We start from the raw sequence: 23549 nt of genomic DNA, 5'->3' as shown, positions 1-23549 counted from the left end.
GCCAGAAAAAAGAATTTTTAATAAATTCAGTAAATTCAGGAGATTAAATTATGTCCAATATTGTAAAAATATCCAAAGAAGATATTATTTATCACCTCAAAATATCTTGTCAAATCCCTAGTTTGTTAGAAGCGATCGCCACCAGAACAATTATTACAGAAACTGCTAAAAAAGAAAATATTACCATCGAAATAGCAGAATTACAACAATCCGCAGATAGTTTACGATTAGTTAATAATCTACTTAAAGCAGAGGACACATGGCAATGGTTACAAAAACATTATCTTTCCTTAGATAACTTTGAAGAAGTAGCAAATCTCAATCTCCTATCAGCAAAATTAGCTCATCATTTATTCGCTGAAAAAGTTGAACCATTCTTTTATGCTCACCAACTTGATTACAGCGGAGCAGTTACCTATGAAGTCATATTAGATGATGAAGATCTAGCTTTAGAAATATTTTATGCTCTTCAAGAAGGAGAAATTAGTTTTCAAGAAGTAGCTCGTCAATATATCGAAAATCCCGAAATTCGTCGCGCTGGAGGATATCAAGGTATCCGCAAACGTAGTGATTTTCGACCAGAAATTGCTGCCGCAGTTTTTGCAGCTAATCCCCCAGAAATTATTAAACCAGTCATTACACCTAAAGGAGTCCATATCATTATAGTTGAAGAAATTATTGCCCCCGAATTGAATGAACAAATGCGCGTAGCAATTCTCGGAGATTTATTTAGCAATTGGTTAAAAGAGCAAGTTAATAAATTAGAAATTGTTGCCACATTAGGAGATGAAATAAATTCTCCTGTTTCTCCCATAGAAATATTTAGTGAAGCTAGTTAAAATTGAAAATAGTTAGATCCCCGACTTCTTAAAGAAGTCGGGGATCTGAGTGAGTATCATCCATCTAAAGTAGTATAAATATCCTTTGAATCGGGATTAAGATAAGGATATTGTAAATTAATTTTGTGTAATGCAAATTGTTCCAAAATAGCTTTCATACGACTTTCAGGATGATTATTCCCCCCTTGCCAAGCAGCAATTAAACCATTAGCAATCATTTGACAACGATTAGTCCCAAAACTTTCTTTTTCTGCCAGTTTATTAGTTGGTTCTTCAGCACAACCTAATCCTGGTGCTAGTTGCTTAGTAAACAACGGTACTTGTGGGAAAAAACTATCTTGATTTTCTGAATATACCTGTTGTAACATAGGATAAATTGTTTTATATTGATGTTTATTAAAGTAAAGAACTGCCGAATCATAACGGCTATATTCATCAGGATTATATAGAGCTTTAAATGAGAAAGCAATGTGCATATTATTGAGTTCTCTAGTCACATTATCCATCACTGATACCGCCCCATCAGGTGATACATTAAAGTAGATTCTAACAATATCTTGATTATCTTGAGTGCCTAGATTAGATACTGCCATATAAAACCCATTTTGGACTAGATTTTTAGGCATTTTGATTCCCACCAAATCACCAACATTAGCTGATTTATCAATTTCTGATAAATATAGATCTCGCTCAATATGCAAAGTCAACCCATTTTTTTGGACTGCTAAACAACCATCTTCTTCTTCATTAACTACTAACCAATTTTTACTCCAATAACCTCCACCTGTATTACTCGTATGGAGTTTTTCGTAAAATGCCAGATCCATGCCAAATAAGCTATTATTACTGAGGTTATTTATTTGATTGTCATCACCAAGAGAATCATGCCAAGAACCATTGTAATAAGCACTATAGAGAAAATTACGTAAGTGAATACGCAAATGCTTCTCTTGAATATCTAAGGATAGATTTTTAAACCGAGCGATTACTGATTCTGGCAATTCTAATAATTTGTAATCTGGATGCTTAATAGAATAAAATGATTTAATTTCCAGATGATCAACAATATTTTGCAGTGCTATTTGTAATTCTTTTGGAAGTTGAAAAAGTTGATTATAGATAGAATCTAATACTTGCATATAAGCCTTCCTTCTCTAAACAAGAGATAAATTTTTAGCAGTTATTGTTGACAATTCCATCCCCAAAATTGTGGGAATAGATGCTTGAGGACGACATAATAAACTCTTAGCAACTTGGAGCATACAAATACCTGAATTATCAAAGGTTTTTTCATGTTGAAGTCTAGCTTGAATAGCTCTAATTAAAGCTAAACCGCTAAACTGCATCACTAATTGTAAGAAATCTGGACGCAATTCTAAAACTTCTGGAAAAGTAGTTAAATAAGCAGTAACTAATGTTGATAAAGAAGGTTGAATCATTGATAAGGGAATCGCAGCTAAACGCAAACATTCCTCAATTGGTATGGTTTTACTAGAGACTATGCTATATAACCAAACTTGCAGATAACTAGCAATTATTGTGCCTAAATCATTAGCAGGATCTCCCCAACTGCCTCTTTCCCAATCAATTAATCGGATGATATTTTTATTTTCAGGTAATTTATCTTCTATGTCTGTTTCCCAGTTCAAAGATACAAGAATATTATTAAGTTTGAGATCATTATGGGTGAGACAAGCAGGAGTAAAAGCCTGATTTAATTGTGTAATTGCTTTTCCTAAATTATCGTAACGTTGATAGAGAGTAAAAAACTTTAAACCATCAGCCGGAAGTTGACCAAATATTTCTGGTGTAATTCTATCTAATCCTTTGTTAATATTTTGAGATTTTAAAGAATTTTCAAAGAACTTTTGATAGTTATTATTGTCTATTGTCATGCGATGAATAGCTGCAATAGTTGTTCCAACTACCTGAGCAATTTCCTCCGGAAATTCCTGATCTTTCGCGTAAAATTCAGCTAAGTCTTGATATTGATTTAGATAGTTAAAAACAATGATAGAGTTTTCTAAATCAAAATGAATTGCTTCTGACAAAGATGATCGTAAATGATTTATTTCTGGGAATTTTTGCCAAAAAGCATGAACTCTCCACTCATCTATAAATTCACCTAAAGTTTTACCATTTTGATCATAACGCTCTTGTTTTACTAATAGTTGACGACCATCTGATAAAGTGATTAATAGGTTAAAGTTTTTAGCAGATTTTAATTCGATTTTACTTAGGGACTCCTCTTGTGGCTGACAAATTTTGTTTTCAACAAGGTAATTGAAAACATTTGCAAAACTTATTAAGAATGGCATGATTTCAAATGATAATAATATATGTGTGTAAAATTGCTATTGCTGAGTTAATTTCAGTTTTAGTAAAATCATTAACTTGATAGGTTGAAAATTATTTATTTTCTAAATGTCTTCGTTAATAGTGAAATGGCATCTATAGCATAAATTACTAAGACAAATTCTAGAGCCTTAACCCCATAATTAAGTATTTGACTAGCATTATTATATTCACCTCCAAATACATATACTGCGTCCAGATTACTTAAATTAATAATAAACTTTTTTTCGTCAGTATTCTCTAGATTAGAAATCCTAATGTTTGCCATTTCTTACCTCTAGAAAGATTCGATTTTTGTGTACTGCAATTTTATTAACTATCCAGAATTATTAGTAATCAATCTCATGTAAGTAACATAGATTAGTTTTTACTTTTACTCCTGGATAGTTATATCGGCTTTGTAGTTGACTACAAAGCCAAGTAATTAGTGTCCGTAGTGAGAATCATTGCTGAAGGATTTAGCGATATGCTTAATACTAGCAATCGCATAGCCATCAACTAAGAATTCTAGATATTTAACACCAAAGTCACCATAAGCACTAAAACCGCTGAAATCGCTACCACCACCATTGATTGATACGGAAGCTGCATCATTCAATTCATTAAGATAGCTTTCAGAATCTGCAAATAATTCAGAACCAGTTGTATTTAGTTGAGAAAGGGTAATAGTTGCCATAATTTCCTCCAAGAAGATTTGTTTTTGTAAGTTAGAATTTGTGAGTCGGTTAAGTTGGTGTTTCCTTAACCGTTACTCCTATTTTTATTCATAAAAAATAGAAAAATCAAGGCTTTGAACCTAGTAAAAAAGACACAAATATCTGAATTCTGTCTTTTATAAAAACTGCAAACTATGGAATTAACCTCCATAAAAAATCGTGTATCTTCAGGTTAATAAATCTGAAAACACACGAAAATAAGTAAAATATTGAATTTTTTCACAGCAGATATTAAAAATCGAATTTGCTTCTTAGGCTATCTGTTGTATCTTTGAGGCTGATTTTCCACTTTTCCATACTACTGTCTAGTTCTTTGAATACTGTTGAAAGATCAGTTGTATTGGTTATATTGGTTGTTGGCGGATTTATTCTGTCTTTTCTCATCACGTAACCACCTTTAAGAGTCTTCATTTCCCAAGGTGTTAGTTGATCCAGAATCGGTTCTGCAAGCCTAATTTCTAATTCAGAAATTGTAATTCTCATTGTTGATTCACCTCCTTGAATGCTCCATTTATATGGAATCAGGCTATAAATTTATCCTGCTCTTATATTCTGGAATAGTATCTGACAAAATAAATGATTTGAAACTAATTTATTAGACAGAATCAAGGGTATTTTGTCTATCAAAACAAAAAAAGCAAAGGAAGTTTCATAAAAGTAACTTCCCTTGCCTTAGATGAATTAAAAACTATCTACCTCTATCAAAAGGTGGAAGTTTCTTTCTAGCTTTAGTAATTAACCAACAAATGCTAACCGAGGTGCAACCGCAGCAGGACGTTCTACACCTTTGAGGTAAGCAAGAACGGTATCAGCATCAGATACTTCAAAAGGATCACTACCACAGTTATCTTCAAAACCTGGTTCAATGAACATTTTTTCAATTTCGCCGTTATTAACAACCATTGCATAACGCCAAGAACGCATTCCAAAACCGATGTTAGATTTATCAACTAACATTCCCATTTTGCGGCTAAATTCTCCACTACCATCTGGTAACAAGAAAACATTTTTAGCGCCTTGTTGTTTGCCCCATTGGAACATTACAAATGCGTCATTAACTGACAAACAAATGATTTGATCAACACCTTGCGCTTTGAATTCCTCAAACAGTTCTTCATAGCGAGGCAAATGAGTAGAAGAACAGGTAGGAGTGAAAGCACCAGGAAGCGCAAATAATACTACTTTCTTACCGGCAAAAATTTCTTGTGTGGTGACATCTTTCCAAGTGTAAGGATTTGGTCCACCGATAGATTCATCCCGCACACGAGTCTTGAATACTACATTTGGAACGTGAGTAATAGCAGTCATAAATACCTCTTTTTTAGATGGAAGATTTTAACTCGTGTTGCTGCTTTTGCTTAGAGCATCAGTAGCTTATCTCATAAATCAGAATAATTCTGATTTATGAATTAGTCAATAGTCATAAATACTTATTTTATAATGTATTTATTAAAAAATATTAGTTCTTAAAAAATGAACGTTATAATGAGGGATTATATTTTTATATAGCTAAGTAAATCCTATGCAGCAAAAAGCTAATGATATTGTCAAAACCTTGAAAACTAGAGGGTTGCGAGTCACACCCCAGCGATTTGGCGTTTATGCCAACCTATTAGCCAGACGAGATCACCCGACGGTTGATCAAATTATGAGGGACTTGAATCATGAAGCACCCACCTCTTCTCAGGCAACCGTATATGCGGCACTTCAGGCACTGCGAGAGGTGGGTTTGGTGCGAGAAGTGCTATTAGAGGAGGGTGTCTCCCGTTATGATGCTAACGTTGCCCCCCACCATCATTTTCGCTGTAACTGCTGTGGTGCAATTGAAGATATCAACTGGAATACTTTCCCCGATATTGATGTCAGTCAATTGCGACAGGGGTTAAAAGTGGAACGGTATGAAGTGACAGTTGAGGGAGTGTGCGATGTTTGCAGCACCCATGTTTGATATAATAGTTAACTAGAATTGCATAGGAGTAGACAATGTACGACAGCGATAAACGTAAATTATTATCAGCATTGTGTCATGGAGCAATTTTTTTTAGTACCACAATTGTCTCCGTTGGCTTACCCATAGCCATACTATTTGTATCAGATGATCCTGTTGTCAAAGAGAATGCCAAAGAATCTATCAATTTCCATTTTAACGTTTGGTTATATGGAGCAATTCTGGGAGCATTGTTTTTTCTGTTTGGTTGGTTGATTTTACCATTATTCATCTTGTTTCCACTCGCAGGTTTAGGTTATATCCTCCACTGGGGATTGACAATTTGGGCGCTAATTGGCGTTTTTAGTGATCCTAATCAACCTTGCCGTTATCCGTTTATTTTTCGAGTTTTTTAGATCAAATCAGGGAAAATATGGTAATTTAATTAATCATAGACTTTTGATTAAACAACTTACCAAAATTAATTCCATGATTTTTTAAGATTATTTTTTGCAAATTTGTTATAAGCAAATGTCTATCAAGTTGTAAAATATAAAATTGCCCCACAGCTTCATCAACAGTAGGGCAAAAGACAGTTACGCACTGCTTGTAGTTTGTCTGAATAGAGCAAGTTAAAAACTTGCTTTTGTGACGCTTTATTCTGTGTCCATTGTATTATTTTGTCTGCACAAAATTTATGTTTCCTATACATCGCCCTCGTCGTCTGCGTAGCCATACCCAATTGCGTCGGATGGTACGTGAAACCGTTTTAACTACTAACGATTTGATTTATCCATTGTTTGCAGTACCAGGAGAAGGTATTGCCAAGGAAGTCAAATCTATGCCCGGTGTTTATCAACTTTCAGTAGATAAGATTGTTGAAGAGGCTAAGGAAGTTTATGATTTAGGAATTCCGGCAATTATCTTATTTGGAATTCCGGCAGATAAAGACATAGATGCTACCGGGGCGTGGCATGATTGTGGTATTGTTCAAAAAGCAGCAACCGCAGTTAAAAATGCTGTTCCTGATTTAATTGTTATGGCTGATACTTGTTTATGTGAATATACAAGTCATGGTCATTGTGGTTATTTACAAGTTGGTGATTTAACTGGAAGGGTTTTAAATGATCCAACTTTGGAATTATTAAAGAAAACCGCAGTTTCTCAAGCTCAAGCTGGTGCAGATATTATCGCACCTTCGGGGATGATGGATGGTTTTGTGCAAGCTATTCGCGCAGGTTTGGATGAGGCGGGATTTGAAGATATTCCCATTATGTCCTATGCTGCTAAATATGCTTCGGCTTATTATGGGCCATTTAGAGATGCGGCGGACTCAACACCACAATTCGGGGATAGACGCACTTACCAAATGGACCCGGGTAACGCTAGGGAAGCGCTAAAAGAAATTGAGTTGGATATTGCTGAAGGTGCTGATATGCTCATGGTAAAACCAGCTTTGGCATATATGGATATTATTTGGCGCGTCAAGGAAGCTACTAATTTACCTGTGGCGGCTTACAATGTCTCTGGTGAGTATGCGATGGTGAAGGCTGCGGCTTTAAATGGTTGGATTGATGAGCAGCGCGTTGTTATGGAAACTCTGACTGGCTTTAAACGGGCTGGTGCTGATTTGATTTTGACTTACCACGCTAAGGATGCGGCTCGGTGGTTGTAAGTTAGGATATTATCTCACCCTCCAGGCGCAAAGAGTGTTTTTGTGTTTGGGCGTGAGATTTTTTGGTATATTTTAAACTAAACCCTTACTTTACAGCACATTCCATCTGCGTGAGTTACAGCATTAGCGAGCAAGATGCTCGCACTAAGGATTTTATTAATGACCCTAAAGGTGAAATTGTACGGTTATTGACGTGCGATAAAAGTATAACTGCTTCGGCTTTGGTTGCTATTGTTTGGTAGTTTGTAAATGAAGTCTATTTTAGCGATTCCTAGGTCGCGCACTGCTTGCAGCAGCGCAACGCTTACGCACATCCCTAAACCCCTAAACAGCGATTACTAGGTCGCGTTTCGCTATTGCTATCTCACACATCCCAAAACAGCTATATCTTCCCTTGACAAAATATTTTCATACAATTAACATGAAATTATCAAATAATTTGTTGAAATTATCATGTTTAGCCTAAGCGATATTCACCCCTTATCAGAATTTCAGCGTGGAGCAAAGATGTTTCTGGATAAGTTAAAAGAAACTAAATCTCCCATTGTGCTGACTGTGAATGGTAAAGCTGCTGCTGTGGTTCAAGATGCTGAAAGTTATCAAAAACTTATTGATAGACTGGAATTACTGGAATCTGTTGCTAAGATCCGTCAAAGTATAAATGAGTTTAAGCAAGGTGAGGGTATGCCCTTAAATCAAGCATTTGCAGAATTTAAGGAAAAATATGGCATACCGGATTGAGATTTCACCTAGTGCTATTGCTGATATTGAGAGTATTTTCCTGTGGATAAAAGAGGAGTCACAGGAACGAGCTTTTCGTTGGGTGCGGGGATGTTATGAAATTATGCTGACGTTGGAAAATTTTCCCCAACGTTGTTCTTTAGCTATAGAAAGTAGGTATATGGGAATTGATGTTCGACAACTTCTTTACCAAAAACAATTTTTGATTTTATTTACGGTTCAAAACCTTGGGGAAGAGGAAGGAGAGGAAGGAGTTGTATATATTCATCGTGTTCGTCATGGTTCTCAGCAGAGATTGGAAAATATACAGGATTTATTAGGAGATGAGTTATAAAATTTGAGACTCAAAAGCGATTCCTAGGTCGCGCTTCGCTATCGCACTCCTACACATCCCCAAAACAGCGTATAGTTAAATTAGGCTTAAAACTATAAATAAGCAAAAAATGTATGTCTAACTATCAAGAATTGTTACAACAGGCTAAAAATCTGACTCCAGAAGAACAACTTAAATTAGTCGAAAATTTATCTATCTTAATTCGTCAACAATTGAAAATGACATCAAAACCAAAACGTAGTATTTTAGAATTGCGTGGTTTAGGTAAGGAAATTTGGGGAAATATTGACGCTCAGAAATATGTTAATCAGGAGCGTGATTCATGGAATGGTTAAATAAATTACAGGGTAAAATTATAGGTTTAGATACTGCACCGCTAATTTATTTTATAGAAGAAAATCCTATTTATTTAGAAGTTACAGATACTTTTTTTACAGCCATGTATAGAGGTGATTTTAGTGTTGTTACGTCAGTTTTAACTATATCAGAAGTATTAGTTTATCCTTTACGTGCAGGAAATACAATATTGGCTCAACAATATCGTGATATTCTCTTCAATTCTCAAGGTTTAACAACTATTGAAGTTTTACCAGATATTGCTGAAAATGCAGCCAAATTAAGAGCAGATTACAATTTAAGAACACCGGATGCTATTCAAATGGCCACTGCTATTTATGGTGGTGCGTCTTTTTTCTTAACAAATGATATTCGTTTACCTTCTTTACCAGGGTTAACGGTTTTGGTTTTAAATCAGTTGATGAGTTGAGTGTTTTTGAATACAGCGATTCCTAGATCGCGCTTCGCTATCGCAATATTTTCTCTTAACTGGTATAATCATTCCTATAGTTCACTGTTTAAAGAAACTATGCAAATTAAAGAAATGACGGCGGAACAGTTACAAAACCTAATCCGTACTACTGTAGATGAAATGCTAGATGAATACTTCGGTGATCCTGATGAGGATAAGGAAATTAAAGAATCATTCAAGCAAAGTTTATTGGAAATCCGGCGTAAACGTCAAGAAGGAAGACCTACTATTCCTCTAGCCGAAGTTTATAAAAGGTACGGGATAGAACGTTAAATGAGTTATTCTGTAAGTTTTGAATCAGAGTCTATCACTGATTTAGATAATTTAGATCAGGTTGTGCGTCTGCGGATTCTGAATAAAATTCAATGGTTAAGTGTCAATTTTGAGCAGATAACTCCTCTATCTCTTACAGGTCAATGGTCAGGTTTTTATAAGTTAAGAGTGGGTGATTATCGAGTTATTTATGAGTTAGATATAGAAGAACAATTAATCATTATCATTAGAATTGGTCATCGTAGAGAAATTTATTAGATCAACATCCCCAAAAAGCGAACTGCTTGCAGCAGCGCAACGCTTACGCACACTGTCAAAATATAAAATTATGATATAATTCAGTGGTACTATTAAGCAAAAAAATGTATGTCTAATTATCAAGAATTGCTACAGCAAGCTAAAAATTTAACTGCTGAAGAACAACTTAAATTAGTAGCTGAATTAATATCAGTGGTTCGTAATCGCGTTATAGATAAATCAAAAAAGCGTAGTATCCTAGATTTAGAAGGTTTAGGTAAGGAAATTTGGCAAGGTATTGATGCTCAAGAATATGTTAATCAGGAACGTGGAAAATGCAATGGATAGAACAATTACAGGGACAAACTGTGGCTTTAGATACTGCACCTTTTGAATTTATCCAAACATTAAAACTAACAGAATATTTTTTAAAAGAGGTTTTACTACTATAGCCTGGATAACCTTCTTCTAGCTTTTTAACAGAAGTTAAAGGTGGAATTTTTGCATGATTTTGAGACCATTTAATTACTGTTTTTATACTTTGTTCTGGCAGTGCATAAGCTGGTAAGATTTTACAATTTAGCACAGCTAAACTTAAACTAAATGTTAATGCTAAGTAATGTTTTGATTTCATAATTATAGACACTATCTACATCTTAAAAATTTACTCTTGTTCTACGTGATAAACTACCAAATCATCCCCAAATTCAAAACAAAACCCTTTAAAACATCTTCCCCCGAAACCGTAACAGGAGAATCCAAAACCTCAACCTCTTTTCCTGGTCTATAAATCTCCACTTGACGAGATTTACGATTAATTAATATACCCAAACCCACTCCATTATCTATATATTCCCTCATCTTTTCCTGTGTAGTTTTCAAACTATCACTAGGAGAAAGTAACTCAATTACAAAATCAGGACAAATCGGGGGGAACTTTTGTTTTTCCTCATCAGTTAAAGCATCCCATCTTTCCAACTTTATCCAACAAGCATCAGGAGAACGATCTGCACCATTAGGTAACTTAAAACAAGTGGAAGAATCAAAAGCTATCCCAGTACCATCAACATCAGTCCAATTCATTACTTGTTGAGTAATTCTCGCATTTTTATTTCCCGTTTCTCCTCCCGTTGGTGGCATAATAATTAATTCCCCATTTGCAGTTCTTTCAAATCTCAATTCCCGGTTATTTTGACATAGCTGAAAAAACTGATCATCAGTCATATCTATCACTGATTTTAAACTCACAGTTAAAGCATTCATAGCCATATCCCACAATTACAAAAATTATCACTTTACTCAAATCATAAACCAATCTCTCTCTTTCTCCGCGCCTCTGCGCCTCTGCGTGCAAAAAAATCAAAAATAGGCAGGTTTTATACCTGCCTATATAACCCACATTCCGCACCCTCAATCCGATTTTCCACCTCCTGATACAACTCACGTAACCGGTCTAAATTCTCCTCGCTAGTCTCCCAATAACCGCGTCCATTCATTTCCAACAAAGTAGAAACAATCTTGCGGAAAGAATTAGGTTAGTTTTCGCTATCGCATTTATTTATGATTTTGTACCTTCCAATAATTTGTTAGACCTTAGTTTTGGTTGTAGTGTAACAACTTTATGTCCGCTTGAATTTTGCTTTTTTTGTAAGTCCAAAAATATGGCACGCAAATCATAGTTAAAGGACTTAGCGTAGGCTTCTCGAACGTGATGAATTTCTTCTACAATTTCATCTTCCCACATAATTTATCGCTCCATTAATTCGTAAGGTGTACAAATAGTTGGCATTTCATAGCCAAAGTCTAAACTGACTTGAGCCAATTTTTTCTGAATTTGTGCGTTAGCAATATGTTTACAATTCCATGTTAACAGATAATCGATACCATGAATTGTAGCTAGTGCAATATGTATTGCATCTGTGGCAGCTTTAGAAGGTAGGTTACTTTTATTAATAAATTGTTCTGCAAGATTTATAACAGTTTCGTTTATTGATAAAAGTTCAAAGTTTTCCAGCAATTCTAGCCGTTTATTAGCTATTTCTATATCTCCTGCGGCAACTTCATCTAAAACAGCTTGAGAAATGTTTTAACACCTAAAAAGTTTCTTCTGTGGTTTGGAACTACTGCCCGTTATACAGTTTATTATAAAACAGTAAGTTGGCTAACCATTGATTTCTAGTAATTCCATCAGGATGATGATTATCAAATATCATTTCTACTCCATCTATTATAATCATAATCCCTTGATGACGACCATTAATAGAGATTGCATCCCCAGAAACACTTTCATCATAGATATAACTATCGCGTCCTATTCCTGAACCTGTATAAAGTTTTAGCCGCTTTCCCGAAATTCTCTGTGATACCAAGTTTGGATAGCTTGAGCGCATTCAACACATTCCAGATTCTTATATTTGGCAATAATTTCTTTAACTTTGTAGATTTGCTTAATACTAACTGGAATCAAGTTTTCTCCTAAAGAGTCAAAGATAAGTGGTTATTTTATCACTAAAGCGATCGCTGCGGAGCATTTCGCTACACCCACAAAAAGCGAACTACTTGCAGCAGCACAACGCTTACGCACTCACACACATCCACAGCAGTGAACTGCTTGCAACAGCGCAACGCTTACGCACTCCCACACCCCCAAAAAGCGATTCCTACGGAGCGCAACGCTTACGCACTCCCACATCCCAAAAAGCGATTCCTACGGAGCGCAACGCTTACGCACTCCCACATCCACAACAGCGATTCCTACGGAGCGCAACGCTTACGCACTCCCCACATTCCCAAAAGCGATCGCACTCCCAACATCCCAAAAGCGATGACTATCATACAAACTCCTCCGTGTATCAAGAAAGTGAAAGAAAGGTGCTATGCTGGAAAAACGTCAAAAATAAAAACTTAAATTGTATGAAACAGAAAGTTAAACAAACTCATCAAAATGTTGCACAACTTTCTCTGGTATTAGATTACAAAGATGCACTACACCAAATCCGTAACTATTTAGCAGGCCAAATGATAGGCGCTACCCGTGATGAAACTTTACTAGAGGAAGTTATTAAGTGTTTATTTTGCAAGATTTATCTAAAAAAACACCAAAATATAGTAATTAACCCCGATACTAGATTAAGTATTCAACAACAATATCAAAAAACTTTTAGCGAAATTCAGATTCTATTACCTAACTTATTTAATTCTCAAGATAAATTACAGCTAGATAAAAATAGTTTAGAATTTGTTGATCAAAAATTAGAAATACTTGATATTCATCAATGGAGTTATGATCCTTTCGGAGATGCTTATGAAGTTTTTACTAGCTCTATTGTTAAGGGAAAAGAAGGACAGTTTTTTACCCCTCAAAATGCTATTGATTTATTAGTTGAATTAATTAATCCACAACCCGGTGAAACAATTATAGATCCTGCTTGTGGTGCTGGAGGTTTTTTAAACTCAGCAGCACGTCATCTTATTAATTTAGGAATTACATCTGAAGAGGTAAATCAATATGTTTTTGGTATAGATAAAGATAATTATTTAGTTCGGCTTGCCTCAGCTAGATTATCATTATTTACTAAAACATCAGCTAATATATTTTGTGGTGATTCTTTGGCTTGGGATGTAGATAAATCATTACAGGATAAACTTGGTACTTTTGATATTGTTTTAGCAAATCCACCTTTTGGGACTCGAATTGTTGCCGCTTCTAGTAACACTCAAAGAACTTTTGAATTAGGTTATAAATGGCATTTAGATAAAAAATCAGATAATTTTATTAAATCCAATGAACTGCAATCCTCTGTACCTCCACAAGTATTATTTATTGAAAGATGTCTTTCTTTAGTTAAACCTGGAGGACGTTTAGGTATAGTAGTTCCAGAAAGTCTAATTTCTAGTAAAACTTATCGCTATGTTATTAATTATATTGAAGAAAAAGCAGATATCAAAGCGGTTATAGGAATGCCAGAAGAATTATTTAAGGTTTCAGGAAAAAGTGGTACTCATACAAAAACTTGTTTATTAGTCTTACATAAGAAAAAAGAAGCAAATATACAGCAGAAGAATAATATTTTTATGGCTGATGCTAAATTATGTGGACATGATAGCAGAGGACGGAAAAATAGTAGGGACGATCTGCCAACTATTGCCTTAAATTATCATAAATATAGACAGAATAATCTAGTTAATTCTAGTTTAGGGTACGAGGTAGAATTTAGTAAAATTACAGATTACATTCTTGCCCCTCGTTATTATAACCCAGAAATAATTAATGAATTGCAAAGATTGCATAATACCCATGATTTGATTCCCATATCTGAATTAATCTCTCAGGGTTTACTAGATGTAACAACAGGTGATGAAGTAGGTAAAGAAAATTATGGAACTGGTGATATTCCATTTGTAAGAACTTCAGATATTTCTAACTGGGAAATAAAAAGAAATCCTAAACATTGTTTAAGTGAAGAAATTTATCGTTCTCTTGCTGCTAAACAAGATGTCAGAGAAGGTGATATTCTTATGGTGAGAGACGGAACATATTTAGTAGGACACTGTGCTTATATTACGAAATATGATAAGAGAATAGTATTTCAAAGTCACATTTATAAATTGAGAATAAAAGATAATTCTAAATTATCTGCATATTTATTAATAGCAGCTTTAAGTTCCGAACCTGTAATTATGCAGATCAAGGCTAAAAGATTCACTCAAGATATTATTGATTCATTGGGTGATAGACTAGGTGAAATTATTTTACCTATTCCTAAAGACTGTGAATTAAAGGAAAAAATTACACAAATAGTAAAAAGATCCATAGATGATAGAATTGAAGCACGTGAACTCGCTAGACAAGCCTGTGTTGAATTAGTTAGTTAAAAGCGAAAATTTAGTATTTATAAAAGATTGTTGTCTTTATAGTTATTAAAAATCTTTTTTAATAAATTTCTAGTTTCATTTACTGAGCGATTTTGCTGGATTTCATTACCTTCTGAACTAATCCAGCAAATATTTTCTCCACTTTGTATTTGAAGATCAATTACACCTTTAGCTTTTCTAGGAACTATATGACCTACTTGAAACTTAGATTCCCCATGAGTACGATTTAATAATTCATTTTGAAAATCAGTAAACAACAAATTTTCCATTGTTATGGGACATTTGCAAGATTCGGGAATAATTTCCCCTTGTTCAATTATTTTTTCTTTTTCAAGACTCTGAATAATATCTACCGGAAATCCTTTAAATTCTAAAATTTGTGTAATTAATTTGTATTCTATTTCTTGACAATCTCGAACAAAAGCAAACTCTATAGACTCTGGATGTACTTCCCATCTTATTTCACGATTAGTTGGATAGTCTCCTGTTTGACTGCGATCTGTTAAATAGGCTTTAGTTCTTACTTTATTATAAATTTCTTTAAAGAGTTTATAATAATCTGGATTTTTAGTTCCATTTATTAAAAATTTTTCTAAATTAAAGATTTTCAATATCAATTGATGTCTACTGAAATTAATAACTTTTATATTATCAACTTTGTGAATACTATCATCATTTATTTTGTGTTGATAGTCAATCCAATAAAATTTTGTCCAATTTTGGAGTTGAATAAAATTTGTTGTATTTTCCTCTATTTCTAAAAAATTTACTAAATCACTTAATATTCTAATAAATATATCTACACAATTTTCATATTTACTGTATCGTGGATCTTCTAATTTCAAATGTTCAGACCATCTTCTAGTGTAATTAGCAGACCCTCCTTTTTCTCTGACAATTTGAATAAAAAAAGAAAATCTGAATATATCAGTTAAACTGCTAAATATCTGTTGTTCTGTTAAAAATTTCTCAAGTTGCAAACATCTTTTATCTATCTCAGGTTCTTGTTGTAAGATAGGCAAAACTTTGTTACAGAGTGAAATAAGTTTAAACTGTTTTTTCTTAATGCTTGTGTCTAATTTACTTTGTTCCTTGCTCAAATCAATTGCTTTTAGTTCTTCGTCCAGAATAATCTTTACTTGCTCAATAATACTATTCATTGTTTTCAATATTATATTCTGAGAAAAGATCAGAAATAGAAATACCTAAAGCTTTAGCCAGCTTTTCTATATTTTTTAAGGAAGGGTTACGAGTACCTGATTCAATCCCCGAAATATAGTTACGATGAAGACCAGCTTTTTCAGCAAGCTGTTCTTGCGACAAATCTAGTTCTCGCCGTCTTCTCCGAATTGCTTTTCCAAAACGGTATTCAATTTCGTCTTTTATTTTTTCCACATCAACATCTTTAAATACTCAGCAGGGAAAGTCTATACATTATTAGTGGAGTTTTGCACACTATAAGTTTATGTAGTATAATTTTTTATAAAAAAAAGGAGCTATCTAAGCTCCTTTCTATTAGTGATAATTTTTTAAGTCTGAGTGATAGATTCTACTCAATTCCCTCAATCCGGTTTTCTACCTCCTGATACAACTCACGTAACCGATCCAAATTCTCCTCGCTAGTTTCCCAATAACCGCGTCCATTCATTTCCAACAAAGTAGAAACAATCTTGCGGAAAGAATGAGGATTGAGATTCATGAGACGCTTTTGCATTTCCTCATCTTTGATGAAAGTTTCGTTCGTGTCCTCATAAATCCAGTTATCCACAGCGCCAGCAGTCGCACTCCAACCAGTAGTATTTACCAACCGCTTAGAAAGTTCGCGCACACCTTCGTAACCGTGAGATAACATCCCCTCATACCATTTGGGGTTTAACAACTTCGTCCGCGCATCTAAACGCACAGTTTCTGATAAAGTTCTCACCTGTGCATTCGCTGTAGTTGTATCTGCAATGTAAGAAGATGGTTTCTTACCATCTGCACGCAGACTTGCTACTAACTTAGTCGGATCTGAGTCAAAATAGTGGGAAACATCTGTTAAACTGATTTCCGAAGAATCGAGATTCTGGAAAGTTGCATCAGCAGTTTTCAAAGTAGTTTCAAAAATCTCCCGCGACTCATCCATAACCCCAGGATTATCAGAATTGAAAGAGAAAGATTTCCGTTTCAAATACATTTCCTGTAACTCAGCTTCACTATCCCAAGTGCTATTCTCCACCGCTAAGTTAATATTAGAAGAATAAGAACCAGAAGCATTAGAGAAAACGCGAGTTGCAGCTTGACGCAGATTTATGCCCATGTCCTCCGCTTGTTTCAAAGCGTGCTTGCGGACAAAATTCATTTCCAAAGGTTCATCAGCTTCCGCAGCCATTTTTACACCTTGGTCTAGCAAATTCATTTGGTTAATGAACAAGTCGCGGAATACACCAGAACAGTTAATTACAACATCAATTCTAGGACGACCCAACTCTGATAAAGGTATCAATTCCAACTTATTCACCCGTCCCAAAGCATCGGGTACTGGACGCACACCAATCATCCACATAATTTGGGCGAGGGATTCGCCGTAGGTTTTGATGTTATCTGTACCCCAGAGGACACAGGCAATGGTTTCTGGCCAGTTTCCTTCATTTTCTGACTTGTTCCGTTCCAACAACCTATCCACGACGATTTTCGCAGATTGGACTGCGGCGGAAGTGGGGATAGATTGGGGATCTAAAGCGTGAATATTTTTACCAGTGGGTAATACGTCAGGATTACGGATAGGATCTCCACCGGGACCAGGGAGAATATATTCACCGGCTAAACCTTGGAGAAGTCCACCCAGTTCGTTATCTGCACAAACTTGTTTTAAGCAGAATTCCAAATATTCAAACAGAGGTTTTAATGCAGAGGTGTCAACTTTGGGATAACCTGATTGATGCAGTGATTCTACCCAAGGTTCTTTTCTCCCCATATTGAAGAAATTCAACTTGGAAACCGCGATAACTCGACCTTCTGCGTCAATTTGTTCTTGAACTAAGGCTGTAACAGCCGCACGAGTAGCGAGGGTGATATCTTGTAATAATTGCACATCTGCCAAAATTCCGGCATCATTGTTTCTGTAGATATCCTCAATGGTGCGTCCCAGACTTCTGGCAATAATTCCCGGTAAACCTTGAATTTCTTCCTCTTGTCGATCTAAACTAGCTATATTGACCAAAGTTGCGATCGCTTCTTCGGCACTAGGAGGCTTACCAATCACGTGCAGTCCACAAGGTAATAAGCGCGATTCAATCTCCATCAACCGCCGATAAACGCTACCAACAATGTTATCCCGTTCTTCCGAGGACATATCCTTAGAATCGGTTTCTGGTAACTCAATATCCTTGTCTAAGTTGACAATGCGGCATTTATCCATGATGGAATTGACAATGGAAACGCCCCGGCCAGTGTCTTTCAAAGTTTGGTAAGAAGCAATTAACTCGCTGAGTTCTTTCAAACCCTTGTATAAACCAGCATTTTCCGCAGGTGGTGTCAGGTAAGAAATTGTTTCTGCATAACTCCGACGTTTAGCGATTGTGGCTTCACTGGGGTTATTAGCTGCGTAATAATACAGGTTAGGAATTGAGCCAATTAGTTGATCTGGGTAACAATCACCAGACATTCCCATTTGCTTACCGGGCATAAATTCCAACGAGCCATGAGTACCAAAGTGTAACACAGCATCAGCACCCCAAATCCGTTCTAGATAGGTGTAGTAAGCTGCAAAACCGTGGTGGGGACTTGCGGAACGGGAGAATAACAACCGCATGGGGTCGCCTTCATAACCAAATGTTGGCTGGACACCAATGAACACATTACCAAATTGTTTCCCATAAATCAACAGATTTTGTCCATCGCTGTTGAGGTTTCCGGGAGGTGGTCCCCAGTTCTCTTCTAAGCGTTGGGAGTAAGGTGTCAGTGCTTCATATTCTGGCACAGACATTTTGTAAGCAACGTTGAGTTCGGGGCTGTTGTATTGTGCTTGTGCGTCGTGGATGACTTGTTCTAGCAACTCTTGGGCGTTTGCAGGAATGTCTTGCACGTCGTAACCGTTGTTTCTGAGTCCTTGTAAAACCTCGAAAATAGAACCGAATACGTCTAAATATGCGGCTGTACCCACGTTACCTTTGTCGGGAGGGAAGCTGAAAACGGTGATGGCAACTTTCTTGTCTAGTTTGGGTTTGCGGCGCAGATTTGCCCATTTTAAGGCGCGTTGAGCAACTATTTCTACTCTATCTTGTAAAGCGATCGCTCTGCCTGTTGCCCCATCTTTACCTGATAGGATGATTGGCTCAATTGCGCCGTCTAGTTCAGGTATAGCAATCTGTAAAGCCACTTGAATGGGATGTAACCCCAAATCGCTATCTAGCCATTCTTCGGTGGTTTGGAAGACCAAAGGCAAGGCAACCATGTAAGGACGATTTAACCGTTTTAATGCTTCAATGGCTTTAGGATGATCCTGTCTAGCGGGTCCACCCACCAAAGCGAAACCAGTTAAAGATACCACCGCATCTATTAACTGCATTTTGGTAATTGGTTCATAGAAGTAAGCTTCTATCGGTTTAGAGAAATCTAAACCACCTGCAAAAACAGGGAGAACTCTTGCCCCTAATGATTCCAATTCCTGCACAATTGCCACATAATGGGCATCATCACCAGTAACGAGGTGAGTTCGTTGTAAAACCAAACCTACACAGGGTGCAAGGGGGTCTTTCAGGTTACTAGAAATGTCCTTGCGAGCAGAATACCAGTTCAGATATTCTCGCACATCCTCAAACATAGTCGGCGCTAAAGGATGCCAAATTCCCATGTCGGGATAAACAACTGGTGCTTCATACTTAGCAGCAGCAAAACTTTCTTTTTCTACGCCTTTCAATACGTATTTATCAGCCAGCATCAGCAAGAAGTTTTCCAGGTTTTCCGCTGAACCACCTAGCCAATACTGAAAACTGAGCATGAAGTTTCTCGCGTCTTGTGCTTTTTCCATGGGGAGGAATTTCAGCACTTGGGGAAGAGTCCGCAATAACTTCAACATTCCGTCTTGGAAACCAGCGCCAGATTTTTCTTTGCGCTTTTTCATGAAGTTAGCAATTACGCTCTTGGATTGTCCTAATTGCGCCAAAGAGAAGCTACCCATTTTATTGAGGCGCATAACTTCGGGCATGGAGGGGAAGACAACCGACACATCTAGGTTATCACGATGGGGTTCAACTGCGGCAACTACTTTCTGTGCTAAGTCTTCAATAAAAATCAGAGAAGCAATGAATATATTAGCACTGGCTATATCGCGTTTCAACTCTTCATAGTTTTCAGAGTTGCGTAGTTCTTCAATCAAGTATCCACTGATTTCTATGGCTACGCTGGGATGATTAGCGTTAATTTCCCGTACCGCTTGCGATAATGCACTTTGGTATTGGGATTCAAGCACGACATAGACAACCTTGATTAATTTACGTCCCCGTAAATCGTCAGGTGCAATATGTCGAATCGTGGACTTGACTTGGGTAAACATTCAAATAAGCTCCTTTCAAGCGTGTTCTCATGAAGTTAGTCACGGCTAATATGGCCGTTTGTAACTGCAATTATTTTCGGCAATAAGAGTTTTTTAGCAGAAAACTCGGATTCTGTGGGGGTTTTGTCCTATATCTGACACAAAATGATATAGAAAACAACATATTTATTAATGAATCTTAACAAAGAATACAGGTTTTCTCACCTGTTTTTAAATTTTGTTTACAATAGCTATGCTGTTATGTAACAAAACGTTAGTGCTGACAGTATTGTGATATTCTGGTTTTGAGTTGGGCGATCGCTCTAATTTCCACATTTTCAGCGATTTTTTGCCGTGTCAATGCTGCTTAGTTGATATTTAGATGGGGTGTGGTGTAGTATGTCAGTATTTTTATTCTTCGCAATTATTTTTGGTTTTCTTTGCTGGCTTATATCTATCATTAATAGTAAAGCTGAAAAGTTAGAGCTAAAAAACAATCAAACAAATTTAAATGAACAAATAAATGTTCAATCTATGACAAAAGACGAATCTGTGACAAAAGACGAATATTTTCGTGATGATGAATATTATCATGATGAAGATGATGAACCTTATTATGCTGAAAGTGAATCTGAACTATACGGACGTGAAGGCTATGGAATTTGCGAACTTGATGAATATGGAAGAAATATTTGGGAAGATGATGTATAGGAATTATCTCTAAAAGAGATTTCGGTTTTAGATTAGACGGTAAATTACCCAAAATCATTGGGGTTGCTGCGTTACGCCTCTAAACAGGGGTATTATATAGAAAATTCCTGCATAATAACTTGACAAAATTTGTCTGTAATGCTTACTATATTATTTGTATACAAAAGCAAAAGCATTACACGAAAAATTTCCTTGTAATAATTAGTTAGGCAGTAAAATGAAAAAATACAATCAGCATTATGTTCCTCGCTCGATCCTTAGAAATTTTATTAACACTAAAAATGTATTTTGTTTAATGAAAGATCAGGATGGTAAAATCATTAACAGCACCGTTGAAAATCTATGTGCGGAAAAAAGTTTCTATTGTTTTTCTCTAGATATTGAAGATGAAGATACAGTTGAAACTCTTGATTATGACAAACAAGTTTTTGACGAAATTGATGGACTAATTTCCCCAATAGTTAAGAAAATAGTTGGTCAAGTTAGTGTTGAGATTCTTGATGAAAATGATAGGAAAAACCTTGCTAAGTATGTCACATATCAATACATGAGATCGCCTGCCGTCAATAATATTGCTATATCTTTGACTACTAATAAAAGAGATGCAAAGCAAATTCAGGGACTGAATTTATTGGATAAAAATTTTATTAATCACGTTTCTGATATTCTTTACAAGCTGAGATTAAAGCTTATAAAATCCAATGAAGATGCGAAATATATCATCTCTGATTCTCCTGTATTATGGTCTCCAACAGCAGAAGGAATTTATTTCCCCATAAGTCCAGATTATTGTTTATGCTATCAAAAAGAAGATACTGATACATTAGATTCTATATGTATCAATGAAATAGAATTTCTAGCCTCAGTTAGATTTAATATTTCTCAAACTGAAAACACATTGAATAATATCTGGCAGAATATCTATCAACGAGATATAGATAGGTTTTGTGGTACGGATATTCCTTCTTATTGGAAGTGTATCTTAAGTAAGAAAGATTCTTCCCATTGCATTGAAGAATTTAAGGACAATATATTTGAAGATTTTAAAGGACTGATAAATTAGAGCGATCGCCATTTAGGAACAAGTTGGAATTGCGATCGTTTAAAATTGGGGTGGTTGTGAGCGATAGCGAAGCACTCTAACTAGATCCCCGACTTCTGAACATAACAGATAATTGATTGATGTGATCAAAGAAGAAGTCGGGGATCTTATAACCCAAAGATAATCTTCTTCCTCTGTGTCTGAAGTGGTTCGTTATTTCTTCAAGTAGGAAAATTACAGATCAATCAATAATCAAGAATTGGTTTGTGGTCAGTTAGAATTTTTTTGTCTGAATCAGGATAACCAGGATTAAAGGATTCACAGGATGTTATTTAATAATTGTTGGTGAAAATTTGGGGATGATTTTGTTTATTCTGATATGGCTAACGCCACGCTACGCTATCAGACAATTACAATATTAACCACCAACAAACAAATGAGCAATTACATCCTGTACATCCTCAAATCCTGGACATCCTGATTCAGACAAAAAATCCGCGTTTATCTGCGTTTATCAGCGTTCACTCCTGAATCAAGAAAAATAGGCGATCGCTTAAAATTAGGGTAGTTGTGAGCGATAGCGAAGCGCTCCGTAGGAATCGCCATTTAGCCATAAGTTAGGATGGCGATCACTTAAAATTGGGGTAGTTGTGAGCGATCGCTGTTTAGGAATAAGTCGGGAGAGTGATAGTTTAAAATTAGGGGGTTGGGAGCGATAGCGAAGCGCGACCTAGGAATCGCTATTTGGGGATGTTGGGGTGCGATCAGGAGACTGTGGTGCAATTCAATGATGTTATTCAGGCATAATAACAGGAATAACCTTATTTTTATATTGACGATAAACCCTAAAATCACTATCTAAAGTGAAAACACTACTTCCTCTAATTAATTCACTCATTCTTACTAAACAAGCATCAGCTAAAGACATAGGAACGGAGTGATATTGTTTCATTAATTGCTTAATTACTGTTACTTCTTCACTTAAATTAAAAGGTATTTTAATTACTTCTGCTTCCAATAAAGATAAAATAGCACTTTCTCCTCCATGAACATTTTGTAATAAAAAACAAGATTCCGCAATAACCGCTTCACAAGTAAATAAAGGGGGACGTAAATTTTTCCATTTTTCTACTGTCCATTTATGAAGATTATCACTTTTATCAATAAAAGCCACTAAAGGCGAAGTATCTATAATAATTTCTGATTTCATTATTTACCAAATCCTTGAAGATACCTTTTATTAGTAGATAAATCACTAATCCCACTTTCTACAGATCCAGCCCATTCCTTAGCTAAATCATAAGCTGAAACCTCTTGATTGTCTTGTGATTTTGTTTTTTTACTGTGCATAAATTCCATAAAATCTAAGATAGTTTGTTGTTGTTCAATAGTTAGATTTCTAAATTTATCTAACAGTGTGTTTTCTTGAATTATAGGTTTATCAGTTGCTTGAGACATAGTTTTTCTGCAAAAATTAAACAGTTTTCATTAACATCATATC

The 23549-nt window shown here is 35.7% G+C and carries 28 protein-coding genes and 1 pseudogene; 15 read left to right on the top strand and 14 right to left on the bottom strand.

Annotated elements, in window-relative coordinates; translation table 11 throughout:
- Positions 1 to 50 precede the first annotated feature (50 nt).
- The gene (locus ANA_RS03430) at positions 51 to 839 is read left to right on the top strand and encodes a peptidylprolyl isomerase (protein ID WP_015078658.1); all 789 of its coding nucleotides are present in this window, start codon (positions 51 to 53) and stop codon (positions 837 to 839) included.
- Between the two features lie 56 nt (positions 840 to 895).
- On the opposite strand, the gene ANA_RS03425 is transcribed toward ANA_RS03430, so the two are convergent.
- The 5 genes from ANA_RS03425 to ANA_RS03400 all read right to left on the bottom strand — a co-directional run bounded on the left by ANA_RS03425 (position 896) and on the right by ANA_RS03400 (position 5218).
- Complete coding sequence (locus tag ANA_RS03425; protein WP_015078657.1) at positions 896 to 1978, bottom strand: T3SS effector HopA1 family protein; 1083 nt, start codon at positions 1976 to 1978, stop codon at positions 896 to 898.
- Between the two features lie 15 nt (positions 1979 to 1993).
- Positions 1994 to 3157: a phosphotransferase gene (locus ANA_RS03420; RefSeq protein WP_015078656.1), complete on the bottom strand. Its 1164-nt coding sequence runs from the start codon at positions 3155 to 3157 to the stop codon at positions 1994 to 1996.
- A 461-nt stretch (positions 3158 to 3618) separates the two neighbouring features.
- Complete coding sequence (locus tag ANA_RS03410) at positions 3619 to 3870, bottom strand: hypothetical protein (RefSeq protein WP_015078654.1); 252 nt, start codon at positions 3868 to 3870, stop codon at positions 3619 to 3621.
- Positions 3871 to 4141: 271 nt separating this feature from the next.
- Positions 4142 to 4393, bottom strand: coding sequence for a hypothetical protein (locus ANA_RS03405; RefSeq protein ID WP_015078653.1), 252 nt, complete (start codon positions 4391 to 4393; stop codon positions 4142 to 4144).
- Between the two features lie 252 nt (positions 4394 to 4645).
- Positions 4646 to 5218: a peroxiredoxin gene (locus ANA_RS03400; protein ID WP_015078652.1), complete on the bottom strand. Its 573-nt coding sequence runs from the start codon at positions 5216 to 5218 to the stop codon at positions 4646 to 4648.
- 214 nt (positions 5219 to 5432) lie between these two features.
- Here ANA_RS03400 and ANA_RS03395 point away from each other — a divergent pair, with 214 nt between their 5' ends.
- The 11 genes from ANA_RS03395 (at position 5433) to ANA_RS03350 (ending at position 10253) form a co-directional block, all read left to right on the top strand.
- On the top strand, positions 5433 to 5858 hold the full coding sequence (locus ANA_RS03395) for a Fur family transcriptional regulator (RefSeq protein ID WP_015078651.1): 426 nt from the start codon (positions 5433 to 5435) through the stop codon (positions 5856 to 5858).
- A 35-nt stretch (positions 5859 to 5893) separates the two neighbouring features.
- Positions 5894 to 6253, top strand: coding sequence for a DUF4870 domain-containing protein (locus tag ANA_RS03390; RefSeq protein ID WP_015078650.1), 360 nt, complete (start codon positions 5894 to 5896; stop codon positions 6251 to 6253).
- Between the two features lie 281 nt (positions 6254 to 6534).
- Positions 6535 to 7512, top strand: coding sequence for a porphobilinogen synthase (gene hemB, locus ANA_RS03385; RefSeq protein WP_015078649.1), 978 nt, complete (start codon positions 6535 to 6537; stop codon positions 7510 to 7512).
- 110 nt (positions 7513 to 7622) lie between these two features.
- The gene (locus tag ANA_RS28080; RefSeq protein ID WP_256369479.1) at positions 7623 to 7754 is read left to right on the top strand and encodes a hypothetical protein; all 132 of its coding nucleotides are present in this window, start codon (positions 7623 to 7625) and stop codon (positions 7752 to 7754) included.
- 211 nt (positions 7755 to 7965) lie between these two features.
- Positions 7966 to 8253 (top strand): type II toxin-antitoxin system Phd/YefM family antitoxin, encoded by a 288-nt coding sequence (locus tag ANA_RS03380; protein WP_041457626.1) that lies wholly within the window; start codon positions 7966 to 7968, stop codon positions 8251 to 8253.
- Entirely contained in the window at positions 8237 to 8587 is a 351-nt protein-coding gene (locus tag ANA_RS03375; protein WP_015078646.1) for a type II toxin-antitoxin system RelE/ParE family toxin, read from the top strand. Before ANA_RS03380 ends, ANA_RS03375 begins: the two co-directional genes overlap by 17 nt.
- 113 nt (positions 8588 to 8700) lie before the next feature.
- Complete coding sequence (locus ANA_RS03370) at positions 8701 to 8922, top strand: hypothetical protein (protein ID WP_015078645.1); 222 nt, start codon at positions 8701 to 8703, stop codon at positions 8920 to 8922.
- Positions 8910 to 9353 carry a type II toxin-antitoxin system VapC family toxin gene (locus tag ANA_RS03365; protein WP_015078644.1) on the top strand — a complete coding sequence of 148 codons (444 nt, stop codon included), beginning with the start codon at positions 8910 to 8912 and terminating at the stop codon, positions 9351 to 9353. The genes ANA_RS03370 and ANA_RS03365 overlap by 13 nt, the downstream gene beginning before the upstream one ends.
- Before the next feature lie 99 nt (positions 9354 to 9452).
- A complete protein-coding gene (locus tag ANA_RS03360) occupies positions 9453 to 9668 on the top strand; it encodes a hypothetical protein (protein WP_041458214.1) in 216 nt (71 codons plus the stop codon).
- Positions 9669 to 9926: a type II toxin-antitoxin system RelE family toxin gene (locus tag ANA_RS03355; RefSeq protein WP_015078642.1), complete on the top strand. Its 258-nt coding sequence runs from the start codon at positions 9669 to 9671 to the stop codon at positions 9924 to 9926.
- 108 nt (positions 9927 to 10034) lie between these two features.
- Positions 10035 to 10253 carry a hypothetical protein gene (locus ANA_RS03350; protein ID WP_015078641.1) on the top strand — a complete coding sequence of 73 codons (219 nt, stop codon included), beginning with the start codon at positions 10035 to 10037 and terminating at the stop codon, positions 10251 to 10253.
- Between the two features lie 339 nt (positions 10254 to 10592).
- Here ANA_RS03350 and ANA_RS03340 read toward each other — a convergent pair whose 3' ends face one another.
- The 4 genes and pseudogenes from ANA_RS03340 to ANA_RS03325 form a co-directional block, all read right to left on the bottom strand.
- The gene (locus tag ANA_RS03340) at positions 10593 to 11168 is read right to left on the bottom strand and encodes a Uma2 family endonuclease (RefSeq protein WP_015078639.1); all 576 of its coding nucleotides are present in this window, start codon (positions 11166 to 11168) and stop codon (positions 10593 to 10595) included.
- Positions 11169 to 11463: 295 nt separating this feature from the next.
- Positions 11464 to 11649, bottom strand: coding sequence for a hypothetical protein (locus tag ANA_RS03335; protein ID WP_015078638.1), 186 nt, complete (start codon positions 11647 to 11649; stop codon positions 11464 to 11466).
- A gap of 3 nt (positions 11650 to 11652) precedes the next feature.
- Complete coding sequence (locus ANA_RS03330; protein ID WP_148279020.1) at positions 11653 to 11943, bottom strand: PIN domain-containing protein; 291 nt, start codon at positions 11941 to 11943, stop codon at positions 11653 to 11655.
- 82 nt (positions 11944 to 12025) lie between these two features.
- A pseudogene (locus tag ANA_RS03325) lies at positions 12026 to 12372 on the bottom strand (papain fold toxin domain-containing protein).
- A 92-nt stretch (positions 12373 to 12464) separates the two neighbouring features.
- On the opposite strand from ANA_RS03325, the gene ANA_RS03320 reads away from it, so the two are divergent.
- Complete coding sequence (locus ANA_RS03320) at positions 12465 to 14780, top strand: N-6 DNA methylase (protein ID WP_200863840.1); 2316 nt, start codon at positions 12465 to 12467, stop codon at positions 14778 to 14780.
- A 17-nt stretch (positions 14781 to 14797) separates the two neighbouring features.
- On the opposite strand, the gene ANA_RS03315 is transcribed toward ANA_RS03320, so the two are convergent.
- The 3 genes from ANA_RS03315 to ANA_RS03305 form a co-directional block, all read right to left on the bottom strand.
- Complete coding sequence (locus ANA_RS03315) at positions 14798 to 15940, bottom strand: hypothetical protein (protein ID WP_015078635.1); 1143 nt, start codon at positions 15938 to 15940, stop codon at positions 14798 to 14800.
- Entirely contained in the window at positions 15933 to 16175 is a 243-nt protein-coding gene (locus ANA_RS03310; protein ID WP_015078634.1) for a helix-turn-helix domain-containing protein, read from the bottom strand. Before ANA_RS03310 ends, ANA_RS03315 begins: the two co-directional genes overlap by 8 nt.
- A gap of 154 nt (positions 16176 to 16329) precedes the next feature.
- Positions 16330 to 20316, bottom strand: coding sequence for a magnesium chelatase subunit H (locus ANA_RS03305; protein WP_015078633.1), 3987 nt, complete (start codon positions 20314 to 20316; stop codon positions 16330 to 16332).
- 513 nt (positions 20317 to 20829) lie between these two features.
- Here ANA_RS03305 and ANA_RS26390 point away from each other — a divergent pair.
- Both ANA_RS26390 and ANA_RS03295 read left to right on the top strand, forming a co-directional pair.
- Positions 20830 to 21006, top strand: coding sequence for a hypothetical protein (locus tag ANA_RS26390; protein WP_158310502.1), 177 nt, complete (start codon positions 20830 to 20832; stop codon positions 21004 to 21006).
- A gap of 217 nt (positions 21007 to 21223) precedes the next feature.
- The gene (locus ANA_RS03295; protein WP_015078631.1) at positions 21224 to 22069 is read left to right on the top strand and encodes a DUF4238 domain-containing protein; all 846 of its coding nucleotides are present in this window, start codon (positions 21224 to 21226) and stop codon (positions 22067 to 22069) included.
- A gap of 772 nt (positions 22070 to 22841) precedes the next feature.
- Here the strand turns inward: ANA_RS03295 and ANA_RS03290 are convergent.
- Together ANA_RS03290 and ANA_RS03285 are read right to left on the bottom strand one after the other, a co-directional pair.
- A complete protein-coding gene (locus tag ANA_RS03290) occupies positions 22842 to 23258 on the bottom strand; it encodes a type II toxin-antitoxin system VapC family toxin (RefSeq protein ID WP_015078630.1) in 417 nt (138 codons plus the stop codon).
- Positions 23258 to 23506 carry a hypothetical protein gene (locus ANA_RS03285; protein ID WP_015078629.1) on the bottom strand — a complete coding sequence of 83 codons (249 nt, stop codon included), beginning with the start codon at positions 23504 to 23506 and terminating at the stop codon, positions 23258 to 23260. The genes ANA_RS03290 and ANA_RS03285 overlap by 1 nt, the downstream gene beginning before the upstream one ends.
- Positions 23507 to 23549: the final 43 nt, after the last annotated feature.

Origin of the sequence: Anabaena sp. 90, from assembly GCF_000312705.1 — a bacterium.
Lineage (GTDB): Bacteria > Cyanobacteriota > Cyanobacteriia > Cyanobacteriales > Nostocaceae > Dolichospermum > Dolichospermum lemmermannii.
Note: the sequence above shows the minus strand (reverse complement) of the source record. Positions and strands in the feature narration are given on the sequence as shown.

Bases quoted from the DNA above. Each gene is read 5' to 3' on its own strand.
- ANA_RS03430 (WP_015078658.1), top strand. From the start codon at position 51: ATGTCCAATATTGTAAAAATATCCAAAGAAGATATTATTTATCACCTC.
- ANA_RS03425 (WP_015078657.1), bottom strand. From the start codon at position 1,978: ATGCAAGTATTAGATTCTATCTATAATCAACTTTTTCAACTTCCAAAA.
- ANA_RS03420 (WP_015078656.1), bottom strand. From the start codon at position 3,157: ATGCCATTCTTAATAAGTTTTGCAAATGTTTTCAATTACCTTGTTGAA.
- ANA_RS03410 (WP_015078654.1), bottom strand. From the start codon at position 3,870: ATGGCAACTATTACCCTTTCTCAACTAAATACAACTGGTTCTGAATTA.
- ANA_RS03405 (WP_015078653.1), bottom strand. From the start codon at position 4,393: ATGAGAATTACAATTTCTGAATTAGAAATTAGGCTTGCAGAACCGATT.
- ANA_RS03400 (WP_015078652.1), bottom strand. From the start codon at position 5,218: ATGACTGCTATTACTCACGTTCCAAATGTAGTATTCAAGACTCGTGTG.
- ANA_RS03395 (WP_015078651.1), top strand. From the start codon at position 5,433: ATGCAGCAAAAAGCTAATGATATTGTCAAAACCTTGAAAACTAGAGGG.
- ANA_RS03390 (WP_015078650.1), top strand. From the start codon at position 5,894: ATGTACGACAGCGATAAACGTAAATTATTATCAGCATTGTGTCATGGA.
- hemB (WP_015078649.1), top strand. From the start codon at position 6,535: ATGTTTCCTATACATCGCCCTCGTCGTCTGCGTAGCCATACCCAATTG.
- ANA_RS03380 (WP_041457626.1), top strand. From the start codon at position 7,966: ATGTTTAGCCTAAGCGATATTCACCCCTTATCAGAATTTCAGCGTGGA.
- ANA_RS03375 (WP_015078646.1), top strand. From the start codon at position 8,237: ATGGCATACCGGATTGAGATTTCACCTAGTGCTATTGCTGATATTGAG.
- ANA_RS03370 (WP_015078645.1), top strand. From the start codon at position 8,701: ATGTCTAACTATCAAGAATTGTTACAACAGGCTAAAAATCTGACTCCA.
- ANA_RS03365 (WP_015078644.1), top strand. From the start codon at position 8,910: ATGGAATGGTTAAATAAATTACAGGGTAAAATTATAGGTTTAGATACT.
- ANA_RS03360 (WP_041458214.1), top strand. From the start codon at position 9,453: ATGCAAATTAAAGAAATGACGGCGGAACAGTTACAAAACCTAATCCGT.
- ANA_RS03355 (WP_015078642.1), top strand. From the start codon at position 9,669: ATGAGTTATTCTGTAAGTTTTGAATCAGAGTCTATCACTGATTTAGAT.
- ANA_RS03350 (WP_015078641.1), top strand. From the start codon at position 10,035: ATGTCTAATTATCAAGAATTGCTACAGCAAGCTAAAAATTTAACTGCT.
- ANA_RS03340 (WP_015078639.1), bottom strand. From the start codon at position 11,168: ATGAATGCTTTAACTGTGAGTTTAAAATCAGTGATAGATATGACTGAT.
- ANA_RS03335 (WP_015078638.1), bottom strand. From the start codon at position 11,649: ATGTGGGAAGATGAAATTGTAGAAGAAATTCATCACGTTCGAGAAGCC.
- ANA_RS03315 (WP_015078635.1), bottom strand. From the start codon at position 15,940: ATGAATAGTATTATTGAGCAAGTAAAGATTATTCTGGACGAAGAACTA.
- ANA_RS03305 (WP_015078633.1), bottom strand. From the start codon at position 20,316: ATGTTTACCCAAGTCAAGTCCACGATTCGACATATTGCACCTGACGAT.
- ANA_RS26390 (WP_158310502.1), top strand. From the start codon at position 20,830: ATGACAAAAGACGAATCTGTGACAAAAGACGAATATTTTCGTGATGAT.
- ANA_RS03295 (WP_015078631.1), top strand. From the start codon at position 21,224: ATGAAAAAATACAATCAGCATTATGTTCCTCGCTCGATCCTTAGAAAT.
- ANA_RS03290 (WP_015078630.1), bottom strand. From the start codon at position 23,258: ATGAAATCAGAAATTATTATAGATACTTCGCCTTTAGTGGCTTTTATT.
- ANA_RS03285 (WP_015078629.1), bottom strand. From the start codon at position 23,506: ATGTCTCAAGCAACTGATAAACCTATAATTCAAGAAAACACACTGTTA.